A 15,609-nucleotide genomic window follows, 5' to 3' on the forward strand; every position below is an offset into this window, starting at 1 on the left:
ACTTCGTTACTCAGAGAAAGCTTGTAATTCCTTCCTTTCTTTAATGCCGTAATTTACAGTTATCCCCACTAAAAGTACAGCTAAAGAGCAGTACTTTTGGACAGAACTCCTTGTATATCTGTGCAAATCCTCCATAGAGTATGCTTTCTTCGCCAATTTGAATATATCTTCTATGATTGATCTCACAGGTCTGAACTCTTTCCATTTGCTAATTAACTCTTTAAATTTTGCAATTATTTCTTTGTAGATTTTTATTTCTTTTTCAGTGTCTCTTCTTGAATCAAATATTTTCAGAGGATATCTCAGCATATTGAAAAGTTTCTTAAAATTACAGTTTTTCCTTGGGAAAATTAAAGGTACCACTTTGAACTCTCTGACAGATATAACGTAGTTTTCGTAAGAATAGTATCCTCTATCAGCATAAACAATGTCTCCTGCTTTTAATATTCTCCGTCTTTTGAGTTCTTTAAGTATTTCGGGATAAATTTTAGTTTCTGGTACATTTGCTTCATTAATCAGAAACGCTAAAGGTTTCAATGTTTGGTATTCAAGTGCAAGAGTCAGTTTCATGCCAATGAAGAATCCTCTGTGTGTTGAGTGACCCCACTTGTATTCTTTATTTTCCAGGCTTTTTTTGGTAATCTTTTTTGCATGCCAATTCAGGTTAAGATTTATGTCAGTACTGTCAATGATAATGCCTCTTGATCCGTTTTTTCTCTCAGGGCATAATTCGTTCAAGAGTTCAAAAACAAAATAAGTAAACTGGTTTGGTTCATATTTACTCAGAACGCCATAAATTTCATTTTCAGTTGGTACTGAACTGATTTTTAAAAAGTTTCTCAAGCTTTCCCTTTCTTTTAATTCTCTGATAGAATAGGAGATTTCACAGGAAAAAAACATGCTCAGGAGTACAATTTTAATAGCAGGCACTGATTTCTGGAGGGGCAGAATGCCCCTCCTTGTGAGAATTTGCCTGCAAGATCTCAGATCAAAAACGTTTAATATTTCGGATAACAATTTCCATTTGAAATCTTCGTTTAGTGGTATAAGCGGAGCTTTCATAATATATCGCCAGAGGAGGATTGTACGTCCTCCTCAATAAAATTTACGGTTTTTTAAGGTCTTAATTAGATTTTAGATCAAAAATAAGATGTACTTTTTTTGGGGAAACTATTCTCTGGCTTAATTGGCAGAAAAAATGGAAAATAAGTTCCAGTTAAGGAGTGAGTTTAAGAGGACCCTATATTAGAAAGCTATTTTAACGACGAATATCAATCCTAATTTCCTTATGCAAAACGAAGCCAGACTTCTTCATGTGACCGGCACAGTGCAGGGTGTCGGCTTTCGCCCCTTCATATATCAGCTTGCAAAACTCCACAGGCTTTCAGGACACGTGAAAAATCTTGGAAACCATGTGGAGATCCTTATCGAGGGAAAAAAGGCAAACCTTGAAAGTTTCCTTAATGACCTTCCTGAAAAAAAACCTCCACTTGCCAGAATTACGAATATAGAAATAAATACTGTCTCCTTTTCTGGCTGTCCGGAGTTCGTTATCATTCAGAGTGAACCCGGAACGTTTGAAAATTCCATAATTCCTCCTGATACGGCTATCTGTGAGGAATGCAGGCTGGAGATCTTTGATCCCTCTTCCAGGTACTATCATTATCCTTTTACCGTCTGTACAAACTGCGGCCCTCGCTATACAACAGTTCGTACCCTTCCCTATGACCGGGAAAATACTACAATGGCAGATTTTCCTCTTTGCAGGGAATGTGAAGTAGAATATACTGATCCTTTCAACCGGAGGCATCATGCCCAGCCTGTCTGTTGTCCGAAATGCGGGCCTGAACTCTGGCTTTCGGATTCTCAGGGAAAAGTGCTCGCAAAGAGTTATGAAGCAATTGCAAAAGCTTCTGCCCTTCTTCAGCAGGGCTCAATTCTTTCTGTCAAGGGGTTCGGAGGTTTTCATATCGTTTGCAATGCCCGAAAAGAAGAGCCCGTGCAGGAGCTTAGAAGGCGACTAGGGCGTTCGGAGCAGCCTTTCGCGGTAATGGCAAAAGATACAACGGTTGTAGAGTCCTTTGCAGAACCCGGGGATTCAGGTCGGAAATGCCTCACATCTTTCCGCCGCCCTATAACCGTGCTTCCCAAATCAAAGGAGTTCAAACTGGCAGAATCAGTTTCTCCGAACCTGCATAACATTGGGGTCATGCTCCCCTATACAGGCACACAGAACCTGCTTTTTGACCTCATGCCGGATTCTGTATACGTTATGACCTCGGCAAACCTTCCTGGAAGGCCCATGGTTGTTGAAAATGAAGAAGCACTTGATAAACTCAAAGGGATTGTGGATTTTCACCTGCTGCATAACAGGGTTATTGCAAACAGGAATGATGATACGGTTATCCGGGTTGTAAACGGAAAAAAGGCTTTTATCCGGCGTTCCAGAGGGTTTGTTCCTGAACCTGTGGAGTTGCCTTTCGAAGTTGGAGCTTCTGCGGGAGTAGGAGCTGAAATGAACTCGACAGTAACCCTTGCAAAAGGAAAATTGGCTTACATCTCCCAGTATATCGGAAATACCAGCTATGTGGAGACCTTCAGGTACCATTCTGAGGTTTTCCAGCACCTGGCCCGGCTTACGGGTATAGACCCTCTCAACTGGGGTTGTGACCTTCACCCTGCTTTTAGTACAACCCGTCTTGCAATAAGCAGGGGTGGTAAAAAAACACTTCAGGTCCAGCACCATTACGCCCATATCCTTGCCCTCATGGCGGACAATTCTCTGCCAGAAGACTCCAGGATCCTGGGAATTGCCCTTGATGGAGCCGGGTACGGTAGAGATGGCACAGTCTGGGGAGGGGAATTTTTGGGGTCCTCGTATTTCGGATATGAACGCCTGGGAAATCTGCTGCCTCAGCCTATGCCCGGGGGAGACCTTGCAGTAAAAACCCCTTCCCGTATGGTTCTTGGTATGCTTTCCGGGAGGCTTGGAGAGGCAGAACTGGAAAAACTTCCTCTTTACTTCCCCAGGGGCAGGCAGGAATTTTCTGCAGTTATGCAGCAGCTTCAAAGAAATCTAAATGTTACTATGAGCAGCAGCGTAGGGAGAGTGCTGGATGCGGCTGCAGCGCTTCTGGGCATATGCAGAATGAGGACTTATGAGGGAGAGCCGGCAATGAAGCTTGAGTCTGCAGCAAAGAAAAGTATTCACAGGCTAGATCTCCCTCTGGTTTTCAGAAAAGGGGGAGAATCCGGAGCCCATGTACTTGATACGACTGAGCTCCTGCTGGGGGTTTATGAACTCTCCGGGGGAAAGTATTCCCCTGCTGATCTTGCGTTTGCCGTTGAAGAGAACCTTGCAGAAGGAATCTCGGAAATTGCCATCTCCCTCGCTGCGAAAAACGGTTTTGAAAAGGTCGGTCTGAGCGGAGGGGTTGCCTACAACGACCATATCACCTCATGCATTGCAGGAATTGTGAAAGAAGCAGGTTTTGAATTTCTCACGCACCGTTATGTCCCGTGCGGAGACGGTTGCATTTCCTTTGGGCAGGCTCTAGCAGCCGGGCTTAGAACAGATTCCGAAGGAACTCAATGATGTCAGAAGCACTTAATTCCGCCGACAGGAAATTTATTTTCGCCCTTATGATGGTTCCTATCTGGAGCTTACTAATTCAACATACTGAAATTTGATCCGAAAAACAGAAATACAAAATTAAATAAATGATCCATGCTTACATAGGAGTGGGAGCATAAATGGGGTTAGGTAGTATACGGATTAGAGTGGTAACCAGCAGGGATGAAATCCTTAACCTGGAACACGGGGAGAATGCAGTGCATCTTGCTTTTAGGCCCTCGGACAGGGATCTTTTCAGTCTGGTCAAGACCTGTCCTGGAATTGAAATTCTTCAGCTTCCCGCATCTTCCTATGATGGACTTTCTAAATTTATTAAAATGTACCTTACATCTTCAGGAATTCACCTGGTAAAGGGTGATGTCAGCGGGCACTGGCATGACCTTAATAATTATTTTGTAATACCTTCTTATGTGCTTGAAAAGATAAAGGAACTGGAGGTTCAGGGGAGAACTGAAGAAGAAATAATCGGGGAGATAACAAGTCTCAGGAAAATCAGCCCTGATATGGTTCTTCACCTGCTTCATAGTTCTTTTCTTACTACATGTCCCGAAAGGCCTGGACTGAACAAAATTTAACCGATTTTAAACAAATTTTATGTAAAGGAAGTATTTTTGTAAAGGAAGTATTTTTATTTCGGGCTTACAGGCGTTTCCACCATTTCTTTGAGGCTTTCTGTTCTTCTATCTGTCTTAATCCTTCAGCTTCATATTTCTGCTGCATTCTGTACTTTCTGTTTTCGTCATTGAGCCTGGAAACTTCTTCTTCTTTGCTTACAAGTGTTCCTTTAATCTGTTTTATTAACTCGTCTTTTTCCCTGAGCTGCCCTGCCAGTTTTTCTTCTCCTTCATATCCTGAGAGTTGTTTTTCAAGCTTTTTGACTTTCTCGTTGCTTGCGGCAAGCATGGCTTCTAATGTGTTTATCGTTCTCTCTTTTCCGGTGAATTTCTCTTCAATACTCTTTACTTCCCCACTCTTTGCAATAACCTCTTCGGCAAGAATCTTAAGGTCCTTATCCTTTACTGAGATGCTTTCTTCAAGTTTTTCCATGGTCCTTTCTTTTTCCTGGAATTTTTCATGAAGTGCTCTTATTTCCTCAGCTTTTAGTTTGAGTGCTCTATCAAGGCTATTTCTTTCATTTTCTTTTTCACTCAACTCTGACTCAAGTTTTCCGATTTCCGTATCCTTATCGGCAAGTTTTTCAACGAATTCCTGAAGCTTTGAGTCCTTTTCCTGAATCCCCGTTTCAAAAACACTTATAGCTTCTTCTTTTTCGTTCAGTCTGAGTTTAAGTCCTTCAACAATGCTGCTGTTTTGAGTGATCCGACCTTCGAGTCCTTTTATTGCTTCATCTTTTTGAATAAGCTGATTCTCCAGATTCTTTACAGCTTCATCTTTTTTAGCAATATTGTCCTCAAGGTTTTTTATTTGTTCGTTCTTTTCAACGATCCCCTTCTCAAGTTCCCCCAGGTTCCCTTCCTTTTCGAAGACAAGCTTTTCAAGTTCTTTGAGTTCGACTGTCTTGACTGTGAACTGTTCATCAAACCCTTTTATTTTCTGCAGGCTTTCTTCAAGCTTTATTTCCAGGTTTTTTAACTCGGTATCCCTGTTTGAGAGCTGGAGGTAAAGAGAAGTTATCTCGGCTTTTTCTTTACTTTCCTCCACTGATGGAGTAAAAGAAAGATCTGTTTCAGGAAGATCTGTTTTGGACTCAGAGGCTTGAAGTTCTTTTTTTTCCGAAAGAAGGCTGATCTGTCCTCTTGTGTTTTCACAGATTTCAGCCCAGGCAAGAATTGATGCTATTGGCGTCATCCTCTTAAATACGCTATCTCCTATCTTGCAGCCGTAGACTTTACTGGCAATATAACCTTCCATGGTATTCAGATCAAGGTTCGGATCTCCCAGCCTGGAGTTTGTTGCATTTCCTTTTTTCGCCTGGCCTCCATTTTCCTGCAAAAAATTAACGGCTTCGGAAAATGTTTTCCAGGGGAGAAATGGCTGATTTTTCAGGTTATCAACGTAGATTCCATCTTCTTCAGCCCGGGCTTCGAAAAACTGCTTCCCGTTCATGAGTGGAATCTTTACCGGATTTCCTTTTTTATCAAACTTGTTTTTTATTTTTGCAACAACAGGGTCTTCCATGCATGGGCCTCACAACAGTCTTAGTTTCTGAGATATAATAAGTATAACATTTAATAAAAGTTATGTTATTCTCTATTAATTTTATAGAGCAGAGAGTAAGTGATTTGCAAACATCAGATGTATTCTCCGGCATGCCAGGTTATTATCTGTAAGGAAGTTTTAGTTTGGAGGATCACCTGCACTGCCGAAAACTCAGGGGCATAATAAATGGTGCTCAAATGCCCAATAAAAGGTTCTCAAATTGAATGATATTACTTAAAACAGTAGGCTGAGGGCCGGATCTCTATTATCCCCTCGATACTTATATATACTTTGTAACTGTGTGGGAGGTCAGTTACTAAATATAAATCTGGAATTTATATTTATAGTTAAATTTGGAATTCAATATCAGACCGAAAATCAACACCATGCTGGAAAATCAACGTCGTTGATACTATAAACGGGGCTGTTAATTTATCAAAGCTTGAAGGTTTTATAGGGGGATACTTCAAGAATTTACATGTTTATTTTTCAGAGGCTCTTTGTTTTTTATAATAGTGTTTATTATATTGAATAAATATATTTTTAATATACACAGTGATTTTTTTATCAGGGCCACCTTTCCAGCAAAGTTATCAGTTTTTCTGATGACGGTTAGTATATCTATTTTTGAAACAATACTTAATTGCTTTCTGTTGGAAGAAGGAAAAGATCCGGACCTTTACCCTGTACATCTTCAGATGCAATATGGAGTATCAATAATTGTGGAATATTATTTGTTGTGGAATATTACCCACGTTTGACAGATCCTACTAACTAATGCTGTATTTCCTCACAAAAAATGCATTGTAACGGCGTAATGCTGTTAGAATAATGAACAATGCCAATAGTCAAAAAACATCAGGTCGAACTTTGAATTGTAAGAGGAAAACAGAATCATGAAGCCCATTAATACATTATAATATGTATTATTCTGTCAAATTCGGGATATTAATGAGCAAATCTAACCAGAGGTATAAAAATGGATGATCTACCAGAAGAAGTACAGGAATTAATTGAAGAACTTGATGAGGCAGCAGAAGATGAGGACGAAGATACAATCAAAGAGCTGACTCAGAAGCTTCTGGAGACCGGGGCTGATGTGGAAGCAATTACCCTCAAAAAACTCTCTATCCTGGTAATGGACGGCGAGGAGGAAATGACCCGGGGCTGGACAGAGGTGGCAATTCAGATCGGCATAGACCCTTTCAAGACTCTTATAGAGGGTCTCGCAGCGGGTATGAGTCTGATCGGGAAAAAATATGAACAGGGAGAAGCTTTTGTGCCCCAGCTTCTTATCGCTTCGGCTGCAATGTACAGTGGGATGGACCTTCTTGCTCCCTATATGAAGCAGGATGAAAACAGCAATTCAAAGCCCGTAACAGTCGTCATAGGAACGGTTGAAGGTGATGTCCATGATATCGGGAAGAGCCTTGTAAAGACCCTCCTCAGTGCAAACGGTTTCAACTGCGTGGACCTTGGAAACGACGTACCTGCCTCCAGGTTCATTGAAGCTGCAAAGGAGAATAAGGCAACAGCAATTTCCATGAGCACTCTGATGACCACAACCATGGCCGAAATGCCAAAAGTGCTCAATCTACTTGAAAATGAAGGCATCAGGGACAAACTACTGGTGATGGTGGGCGGCGCTCCGATCACAGCCGGGTATGCAGCCCAGATAGGGGCAAATGTCTCTCCTCACGATGCAGCCAGTGCAGCCACCTGGCTGAAAGAATCAATTGTTAATTTCCCATCTGAAAGCGTGAGATGGGATTGAGCTTTAAACAGGTGTTTGAGAATTTACCTGAGAGTTAAAAACGCATAAACGGAGTAAAAAAAGGAGAAAAAACATGGTATCTGAGATGACCTCAAAAGAAAGGGTCCTTGCAATGCTCGACAGAAAACCTGTTGACAGGGTCCCGGTGATGACTGGTTCTGCTATGGTCAAGGAATATATCGAGAAGAGCGGGAGTTCCTGGCCGGACTATCACTGCGATGCAGAGATGATGGTCAATACTGTAAGCCTGATGCATACTGATGCCGGGCTTGATAATATTGTGCTGCCTTTTGGTATGTTCATAGAATCCGCAGCTCTTGGCCTTGAAGTGAAGATGGGAAGGATTGATATTCAGCCTTCGGTAAGGAGCTTTTTCAGCAAGCCTGAAGAGGTAAACTATGACAACTTCCTTGAAAATAAATATGTAAAAACCACACTTGAAGCCATCAAACTCTCAAAGGAAAAGTATCCCGATGCAGCAATTACTGCTTTCCTCGTTGCTCCCATAACTCTTACAGGAGACCTCATGGGTGCAGAGAACCTTTCCATGCTCAGCATCAAGTGCCTCCAGAAAGAAAAACAAATGCAAAAAATGCAGGACTGGCTTTCGAAAGCCCTGGAGATTAACAGGATCTATGCCGAGGCCTGTGTCGAAGCCGGAGCTGACATACTATACTATTCGGATGCATCAGCATCTCCTAACCTGGTGATGCCTGAGTTCTACTACCAGGTAGCTGTCCCTGCTGAAAAAGAGATCGGTGACTTTGTGCACCACCTTGGATGCCCCTGGGAACTTCACATCTGCGGAGATACTGTCCCGATCATTGAAGGGATGGCTTCCACAGGCGCAGACTGCCTCAGTGTGGAACAGGCTGTTAATATGAAGGAAGCAACCAAGATTGCCGGGGATGTGCCTATTGTCGGAAATGTGACTCCTCTCCTGATGGTTGAGGGCACGGAAGAGCAGATTATTGACGAAACAAGAAAAGGGCTCGACAGCGGAGCAAAAGGCAGCATGCTCGGATGCGGAACCCCACCCTTGAGCACTTCAGACAGGATAAGGACCTGGGTAAAAGCTGCAGCTGACTGGTCCGCAGAAAATCTTTGAGAAGCTCATTGTAAAAAACACGAATAGACCTGTTTGAAGAAGAAAGCTGTCTCAGGAAGAGATCTATCTCAAGAATAATGGATTTTTTAGTATCTTTCTGAGATCAGAAACTGAGGTATCAGGTTTCAGGCTAATCCTTTTAAGGGTGCCTGATTCCAGTACCCAATTTACAACTTTGTTCTCTATGTTCTAAATTATTATTATTATTATTATTATCGGGAGCGATAGCTATGGAAATTGATCCGAATAAAATAAGCAAAGTAATGAAATATCGCTGGGTGGTGTTTATTATTCTCGCCCTTGCATATTTCTTTGTGTATTTCCACCGCGTGTCTACCGCAATAGTTGCGACTGACATAATGAATACATTCGGAGTGGGCGCTGCATCTATAGGGCTGCTCGGTTCAGCTTACTTCTATGCTTACACGGCAATGCAACTTCCAAGTGGGATTTTAAGTGACAGTTGGGGTGTAAAAAAGACTGCCTGGGTCTTCACACTGCTCGCTGCAGCTGGAGCTGTTCTTACCGGAGTTGCTACCAACTTCACTATGGTCCTTATCGGAAGGGTTCTAATAGGGATAGGGGTGGCAATGGTCTACATTCCTGTAATGAAGGTGCTTGCCATCTGGTTCAAAAAGAATGAGTTTGCTTCAATGTCCGGAGTCCTGCTAGCAATTGGAAACATAGGAGCCCTGAGCGCCGCCGGTCCCCTTGCTGTAATAGCAGCGTTCTTTGGAGACTGGCAAAAGGTCTTCCTGATGCTGGGTGTATTTTCAGGGCTGCTCGCATTAGCTATCTTTTTACTGGTTAAGGACAAACCCGAAGATATGGGCTGTCCGACTATTGCAGAAATCGAAGCCTACGAAAAGGGTGAAAAATACATTCCCCCGAAAGCCGTTGCAAAGATTCCGATGGGAGAAGCCCTCAAGCAGACTTTCAGCTCCGGAATGAAGTTCTGGCCTCTGTCCATCTGGTTCTTCTTCATGTACGGAAGCCTGATGGTCTATCAGGGATTATGGGGAGGTCCCTTTTTCAGGGATGTTCTCGGCTGGGACAAGGGAACCTATGCAGGTGTCCTTTCCTTCATAGCAATAGGTATGATTTTCGGCTGTCCGATTGCAGGTTACCTCTCTGACAAAGTGCTCAAGTCCAGAAAGAAAGTCCTTATTGCAGGCACTGCAGTATATATAGTGCTCTGGGGAATCATCTGGTCCCAGGCAGGAAACATTACCAGTACTGCCGCATACACCCTCATCCACTTCCTCTTCGGGTTCTTCGGGGGTTTCTTCGTCGTATCCTATGCCCAGATAAAAGAATGGTTCCCTCCATCGATCATGGGGACTGCAACAGGTGCGTATAATATCTTTCCCTTCCTTGGCGGAGCCATTTTCATGACAATAACCGGGAAGATGATGGATGTCTCTGATGGAGCTGTTGCTTCCGTAGCCCAGTACAAATCTGTCTGGCTCCTCATGTTCGCATGCATGATTTTCTCCTTCCTCTGCCTTCTGGTTTCCAAAGAAAAAGGCGCAGAAAATGCTGCAGCTCCTGTAAATATCACAGAAGCCGGAGATTCGCCGGTTGGATCTCATAGATGAGGTCTTGAAGATGAGGTCTTGAAGATGAGGTCTTGAAGATAAGGTCTTGAAGATGAGGTCTTGAAGATAAGGTATGGATAAACAAGGAATCGAGAAAAAGGAAGGTATCAGAGACCGGGCTGGCCTGTAAACAATAGTTAATTATGTGTTCAGGCTAGCCAGTTGGGGAGTGGGATTGATGTTATTCTCATAACCTTACTCCTCAACCTTTTAATAACGAAATTCAAAAGTTTGCCCCATGATTGAGATTAAACTTCAGAAGTGTAAAACCTCCAGAGTCAAAAAACACGCATATTTTCCAGAAGATATAGAAAGAGTTTCCAGGGTATCTGAAAATCCTCAGTCTTCCAGAAAATACCCGTATTCATTCAGAAATCAAGGTAAATGGTTCTTCGCGCATTTTGCGGGAGCAGTTAGTTTCCAAAAATGTGCATAGGCTTTTAGAAAAGCAGAGTGGTTTCAGACACTGAAATGTGTCCAGTAAGTTTGCAGTAAAAACCTGCAAAAAGGCGAAGAGCTTCATTTACATACTTCCTGGCAAGAGCCAGTCAGGTTGTACCGTGTTTCACGCTGATGGTAGTATACTTCTTAAGCTTCTCCGAGATATACTGTCATCATATATCCCCCAAATAGGCATTAAGACCTGCAGTACTCTCTCTGCGCAGGCACAGATTTTCCATTTTAATTTGCTTGCGCAGGCTTATTTCTCTGCAAAATCTTCGTTTCTGAGGTTTTTCATGGCTGATTTTCTTTAATATTTGAAAAACTATCCGAATAATACGGGACAAGGATAATCGTTTAACCATAATTTTACATAATAATACATTTTTTAATGTATTAATGGGCTTCATGATTCTGTTTTCTTCGTAAAATTCAAAGTTACATCGTGTTTTTTTGACTGTTTACCTTTTCCTTTTTTATCAACATTATCCGCTACAATGCGTTTTATGTGGGGAAATAATGTATTAGTTGGTAGGGTCTGTCTAATTGGGGTTTAATAACCTTTTGATACTTTAAAAATAATAACTTTTTAATATCAAGATCCCTATATTAGGTTGTTTATAAATTTCAATAAATGTTCCCTTATTCTCTTCTGTTAATATTCGATAGTGTTGTTCCTTTCATGCTGTCGTTTTGCCCTGAAGGCGGTTATAAGTTCCTGGTGATTGAGATTGGACCCATCGTGCCTGATAAAAACAATCTTCTTATCTGAAAAAAGAAAAAACGTACTGGTTCTTCTGTTGAAAGAAGGACCCAAGAACATCGATGAAATAAAAGAGGTTCTTGATGTCAATTCAAGTGCTCTTATGCCCCAGATTAAGAAACTTCTTAAATGGGATCTCGTAACCTATGATCCCATTGAAGACATGTATAAGTTGTCTGATATGGGGGTTCTTATTGTAGAAAAAATAGAGGAATTTCTGAATATTATCAACATTTATGCAGAAAACCATGAGTACTGGGAAACCCGTGACCTTAGTGAGATCCCGTATCATATGAGAAAGAGGATTGGAAACCTGAAGCATTGTGAGCTTCTGGAGGCAGACAGAGATTGCCTCTTTGAGTTCCATCCGAACGTTGTCGAAAATGTTCTTGCCTCAAAATATGTTATGATGGCAAGCTCCGCCTTTCAGCCTCAAACAGTCAGCATCTTTTCAAAGCTTCTCCAGAAGAACGCAAAGGTCTCTTTCGTACTTACGGAACAGGTTTTTGATAAGTTTTTCGACGATTTCCCGGATCAATTTAAATGTTTCCTCGGCCACGAAAACATGAATATTTCCATGCGCAACGGACATATTGGCCCTCTTACTCTTGTTGTAACGAACACCTTTATGGCTCTCTGGCTCTTTGACAAGAATGGACGGTTTGATGGGACTATGCTTATAAGTTCTGAGGAGAGCGCCCTCAAATGGGGAAGGGAACTTTTCACTTATTACTCCAGCATTTCAAATATGGTCTATATTGACCCTGACTCCGGGAAAATGGAGTTTACTGGTTATAATATCACAAAAGCCAATAAATTCTAACTTTTTTTCCTAATTTTTTCTTTTTAGCTGTAGATTTCTCTTTATTCAGGAATGATTCAAATATAATATCAAGGATTTTTGTTGCCGAGAATGATTATTTGGGGAGATGGAGTTATAGAGTAATTCCCGAACTGAAATTTTGAAGTTATATTTTTATCATTCCTTTATACTTCTTATATTTTGAAGCCGTTTCATCAACATTTTTCATAATGATTATTCATTAATTTACTTCTTTGCTTCTTCGACATAATCGAAGCTGTTATATAGTTGCTTCACAAAGAATTATTAATCTAGCTACATTCATCTATGCAGGATTCTTTTATATATCAATTTATAATACCCTCCTGAGTAGATAAAATCACAGAGCTTGAAATAAAGCCCCGCTTTGAAGTCAGTATTACACAAAACTGAATAAATGATATTAGCTTAATGTATAATGGTCTAAGTTTGAGGCTGAATAATGATATCGGCTTAAAGCTAAGTGTTCAGGGGAAATTATTTTAAATTTATTCATACAAACGCTTATTTACCTGGATGTAATCTCACTATATTCATGCTTTGACAACCTTTTACTGCCTCTGTGCTATGATAGTATCGCCGATTGGCTAAAATAACTTTAATTCTTATCAGTATTTACTTGCGAGAGGAAGGTATTAGACACTTACAGGATAATTCAATCGGAGGGAAAATAATTTGGTTAATTTCAGGGTAAAATCCTGGGTCATTGACCTGGTTTTTATGCACATTTTGTTCATTGCGATCCTGTATATAGTCTACGTTTTTATCGTGCCAGTAATAGTCCCGGGTTGAATTAAGGGGAAATAAATATCAGGCTAAAGGGTTGTTTATACTCAAAAATGATTGTAAAATAGGATTAAAAGGTGGTTTCAAGTGACGGAAGGAATGAAATCTCAGATCGGCGACAATAACGCGAAAAAAAGAAAACAAGATCCTGATAATGAGGGGGATAGTCCAAAAGGACTGAAGTCCAAAGGTTACTATCTTGATGTGATCTTCATTCAGCTTTTGCTTCTGTTACTTCTGTATGGAGTCGCTAAATTTGTTGTGCCCATGCTGTCTTGAAGTTCTTCAATTTGACTGAAAAAGGTTCTGGTTTTCTTCGGTGAAGTGTTTCAATTTCTTCCCGAAGAAGTACCACACTATTTTACGTGGATTTTCCTTACATTCTGGTTCGTTGATTAATTCTTTTGGACTCCGGTTTCTTCCAGTTTCAGGGTCAGTTTTTTCAGTCACTCCCTGCACAGGTATCTCTTTCTAAGTCAGTCTCTTGCTACGTATCTTTTCTCCATTTTACAGGTCCTGTATCTCTTTCTGACTCTGTATTTTTTCTGGATGATTGTACTAGATGGAGAACTTTAGTACTAAATGGATAACTTTATTACAGATTGTTTTATTGATAACAGATAGGAGGTCGATTCCGAGAAAACCTATCTATGTTCTGGTTTTTCCATTGTCTTCAGATATTTTCTTTTTTACTTTGTAAATATGAGACTCCAATTGATTACAGAATAATTCGGTTTTAGAACATTCTCGGAGGCATTAGAGTTCGCTGAAGTTTTAGGTTGGAATTAATATATTTTATAAATCAGATCTGTATAATTGGGATACTTGATCATATATGGTCCGTATGGATTAACAATAATATTTAACTCTGGGCGCTCGGAGGCACAGCAGGAAGTTCCCTTCCTCGGAGGGCATCAGCTTGACAGGTGAGGTAAGTTCACAGAGGTAAATAAGTGCAATTTGGAGGGTTAAATTTATATTGAAAACTTCAGCAAAAGAGAAATCCAAAGAAAGTTTTCATAAAATACCAGATTTCATCTGGACTTTATCGAGCTACATATCAAAATATTGAAAATGCCCTGACCTGCGGCAAAACAAATATTGTTTTGATAATATTCTTATTTTTTGTTGATTTTGTTCCTCATGCTTTTCAGAGTGTCTAACTGAATATTTATTGATTTGTTAAATTAAGAGGTGCTACTCATGCCGATTTGTCTTTTCGGTTTATAAACTTTAAAAAAATAAATGAAAGAATGTAAATACTAGTTCTCTCTAAATAAATCCTGTAATTATAGAAAAATATTTAATGAAGAATTTTTTACTATCAAATGAAAAAAAATCAATAGATAGGGAGGACAAACTTTGAAAATAAGGGTTGTGAGTTCTAGAGAAGAAATCTTTACATTGAATCCAAACGAAAGAATAGTTCATCTGGCTTTTAGGCCTTCGAACAAGGACATCTTTTCCCTGGTCGAGAACTGCCCGAAGATTGAAGTTATTCAGTTGCCTAAATCTTACAGGCGCACGGTCTCAAAGTCCATAGAAATGTTCCTTGAAATGCAGCGTATCCAGCTCATAGAAGGAGATGTCTGGGGTCACAGAAAGGACATAAACGAATATTACCGTATTCCTACCTCTATAATTGAGGAGATAAAGGAACTGAAAATTGAAGGTAAATCCACTGAGGCTATTGAAGAAAAAGTCTCAAGGGAAAGCAAACTGAACCCTGAAATGGTTGCTTACATCCTCCGAAAGGATGTTAGTGCATGAGCCTCTGAAACATATTTTCAGGCTCTTCCCATTTTATTTTCTTCTAACTTCTATTGCTTCGTAATTTTTATTATTCTTTTATTGATGTTACTTTTTAAGTTTGATGTTTTACAGTTTTATTATTTTTCAAGTTTTGTTTCGTTTTTCTTTTTATCACTCTTTATTTTTAATTACGTTTTTATTTTTGTGGTTTTTGTACTTTTGTGTGATAACGCTGTTTTTAATTATTCTTCTCCTCATAATCACCTATAAAACGCAATTGGATGGCACCTCTGGTTCTATCTTCTCACTACCCTGAAAGTGTACAAGTTTTTCAAAGCTGATATTGTAAATTTCATTAAAAAGAAAACCCGGAGAAAAACCTCAAAAACCTTCTAACACTCTGTAATCCTCTATTTGGATATATTTGAGCTATTTATTTTACAACATTAATTCTCACTTCTATTTTCTAATGTAACTCGTATAAGGGTAATATGCGGCTTTAATTTTATAGCTACCTTTTTATAAAACAAACGTACGCTGAGAGGGTAGTTTTTGTAACTTTTATCCCCGGTCATTATATGGTCTTTCGGATCAAGGGGAAGCACAAATGTGAAAATCCTACCTTCTCCAACTTTGTTTTCAACCCGGATTTTGCCACCGTGCTTTGGCAGACCGGACTTTGATAACCCCATACCAGGAAACAGGTGATGATATAAAACGGAAGATATTTTTTACATATTTAATAAGGGTTT

Annotated in this window: 12 protein-coding genes; 9 read left to right on the forward strand and 3 right to left on the reverse strand. The window is 40.2% G+C overall.

Annotated features, from left to right (window positions below; genetic code table 11):
• Positions 1-6: 6 nt before the first annotated feature.
• The gene (locus EO98_RS00760; protein WP_048138658.1) at positions 7-1,062 is read right to left on the reverse strand and encodes an IS5-like element ISMets1 family transposase; all 1,056 of its coding nucleotides are present in this window, start codon (positions 1,060-1,062) and stop codon (positions 7-9) included.
• A 226-nt stretch (positions 1,063-1,288) separates the two neighbouring features.
• Between EO98_RS00760 and hypF the strand changes: the two genes are divergently transcribed.
• Both hypF and EO98_RS00770 read left to right on the forward strand, forming a co-directional pair.
• Positions 1,289-3,595 (forward strand): carbamoyltransferase HypF, encoded by a 2,307-nt coding sequence (hypF, locus tag EO98_RS00765; RefSeq protein WP_048160021.1) that lies wholly within the window; start codon positions 1,289-1,291, stop codon positions 3,593-3,595.
• A gap of 158 nt (positions 3,596-3,753) precedes the next feature.
• Complete coding sequence (locus EO98_RS00770) at positions 3,754-4,209, forward strand: DUF1699 family protein (RefSeq protein ID WP_048140788.1); 456 nt, start codon at positions 3,754-3,756, stop codon at positions 4,207-4,209.
• Between the two features lie 64 nt (positions 4,210-4,273).
• Here the strand turns inward: EO98_RS00770 and EO98_RS00775 are convergent, their stop codons facing one another.
• Positions 4,274-5,773, reverse strand: a complete 1,500-nt coding sequence (locus EO98_RS00775; RefSeq protein WP_048140791.1) for a hypothetical protein — start codon at positions 5,771-5,773, stop codon at positions 4,274-4,276.
• Positions 5,774-6,773: 1,000 nt separating this feature from the next.
• Here EO98_RS00775 and EO98_RS00785 point away from each other — a divergent pair.
• The 6 genes from EO98_RS00785 (at position 6,774) to EO98_RS00805 (ending at position 13,384) form a co-directional block, all read left to right on the forward strand.
• The gene (locus EO98_RS00785; RefSeq protein WP_048140795.1) at positions 6,774-7,568 is read left to right on the forward strand and encodes a corrinoid protein; all 795 of its coding nucleotides are present in this window, start codon (positions 6,774-6,776) and stop codon (positions 7,566-7,568) included.
• A gap of 73 nt (positions 7,569-7,641) precedes the next feature.
• Positions 7,642-8,676, forward strand: coding sequence for a uroporphyrinogen decarboxylase family protein (locus tag EO98_RS00790; protein ID WP_048140797.1), 1,035 nt, complete (start codon positions 7,642-7,644; stop codon positions 8,674-8,676).
• A 230-nt stretch (positions 8,677-8,906) separates the two neighbouring features.
• The gene (locus EO98_RS00795; protein ID WP_235283619.1) at positions 8,907-10,274 is read left to right on the forward strand and encodes an MFS transporter; all 1,368 of its coding nucleotides are present in this window, start codon (positions 8,907-8,909) and stop codon (positions 10,272-10,274) included.
• A 1,075-nt stretch (positions 10,275-11,349) separates the two neighbouring features.
• Complete coding sequence (locus EO98_RS18085) at positions 11,350-11,487, forward strand: hypothetical protein (protein WP_156160972.1); 138 nt, start codon at positions 11,350-11,352, stop codon at positions 11,485-11,487.
• 28 nt (positions 11,488-11,515) lie between these two features.
• Positions 11,516-12,301: a winged helix-turn-helix domain-containing protein gene (locus tag EO98_RS00800; protein WP_156160973.1), complete on the forward strand. Its 786-nt coding sequence runs from the start codon at positions 11,516-11,518 to the stop codon at positions 12,299-12,301.
• 891 nt (positions 12,302-13,192) lie between these two features.
• On the forward strand, positions 13,193-13,384 hold the full coding sequence (locus EO98_RS00805; protein ID WP_048140801.1) for a hypothetical protein: 192 nt from the start codon (positions 13,193-13,195) through the stop codon (positions 13,382-13,384).
• Between the two features lie 6 nt (positions 13,385-13,390).
• Here the strand turns inward: EO98_RS00805 and EO98_RS18090 are convergent, their stop codons facing one another.
• Positions 13,391-13,555, reverse strand: coding sequence for a hypothetical protein (locus EO98_RS18090; protein ID WP_156160974.1), 165 nt, complete (start codon positions 13,553-13,555; stop codon positions 13,391-13,393).
• 912 nt (positions 13,556-14,467) lie between these two features.
• Here EO98_RS18090 and EO98_RS00810 point away from each other — a divergent pair.
• Positions 14,468-14,875, forward strand: a complete 408-nt coding sequence (locus tag EO98_RS00810) for a DUF1699 family protein (RefSeq protein WP_048135963.1) — start codon at positions 14,468-14,470, stop codon at positions 14,873-14,875.
• The last annotated feature ends 734 nt before the right edge of the window (positions 14,876-15,609 follow it).

It is taken from the genome of Methanosarcina sp. 2.H.T.1A.6, assembly GCF_000979455.1.
GTDB lineage: Archaea > Halobacteriota > Methanosarcinia > Methanosarcinales > Methanosarcinaceae > Methanosarcina.

Bases quoted from the DNA above. Each gene is read 5' to 3' on its own strand.
- EO98_RS00760 (WP_048138658.1), bottom strand. From the start codon at position 1,062: ATGAAAGCTCCGCTTATACCACTAAACGAAGATTTCAAATGGAAATTG.
- hypF (WP_048160021.1), top strand. From the start codon at position 1,289: ATGCAAAACGAAGCCAGACTTCTTCATGTGACCGGCACAGTGCAGGGT.
- EO98_RS00770 (WP_048140788.1), top strand. From the start codon at position 3,754: ATGGGGTTAGGTAGTATACGGATTAGAGTGGTAACCAGCAGGGATGAA.
- EO98_RS00775 (WP_048140791.1), bottom strand. From the start codon at position 5,773: ATGGAAGACCCTGTTGTTGCAAAAATAAAAAACAAGTTTGATAAAAAA.
- EO98_RS00785 (WP_048140795.1), top strand. From the start codon at position 6,774: ATGGATGATCTACCAGAAGAAGTACAGGAATTAATTGAAGAACTTGAT.
- EO98_RS00790 (WP_048140797.1), top strand. From the start codon at position 7,642: ATGGTATCTGAGATGACCTCAAAAGAAAGGGTCCTTGCAATGCTCGAC.
- EO98_RS00795 (WP_235283619.1), top strand. From the start codon at position 8,907: ATGGAAATTGATCCGAATAAAATAAGCAAAGTAATGAAATATCGCTGG.
- EO98_RS18085 (WP_156160972.1), top strand. From the start codon at position 11,350: ATGTTCCCTTATTCTCTTCTGTTAATATTCGATAGTGTTGTTCCTTTC.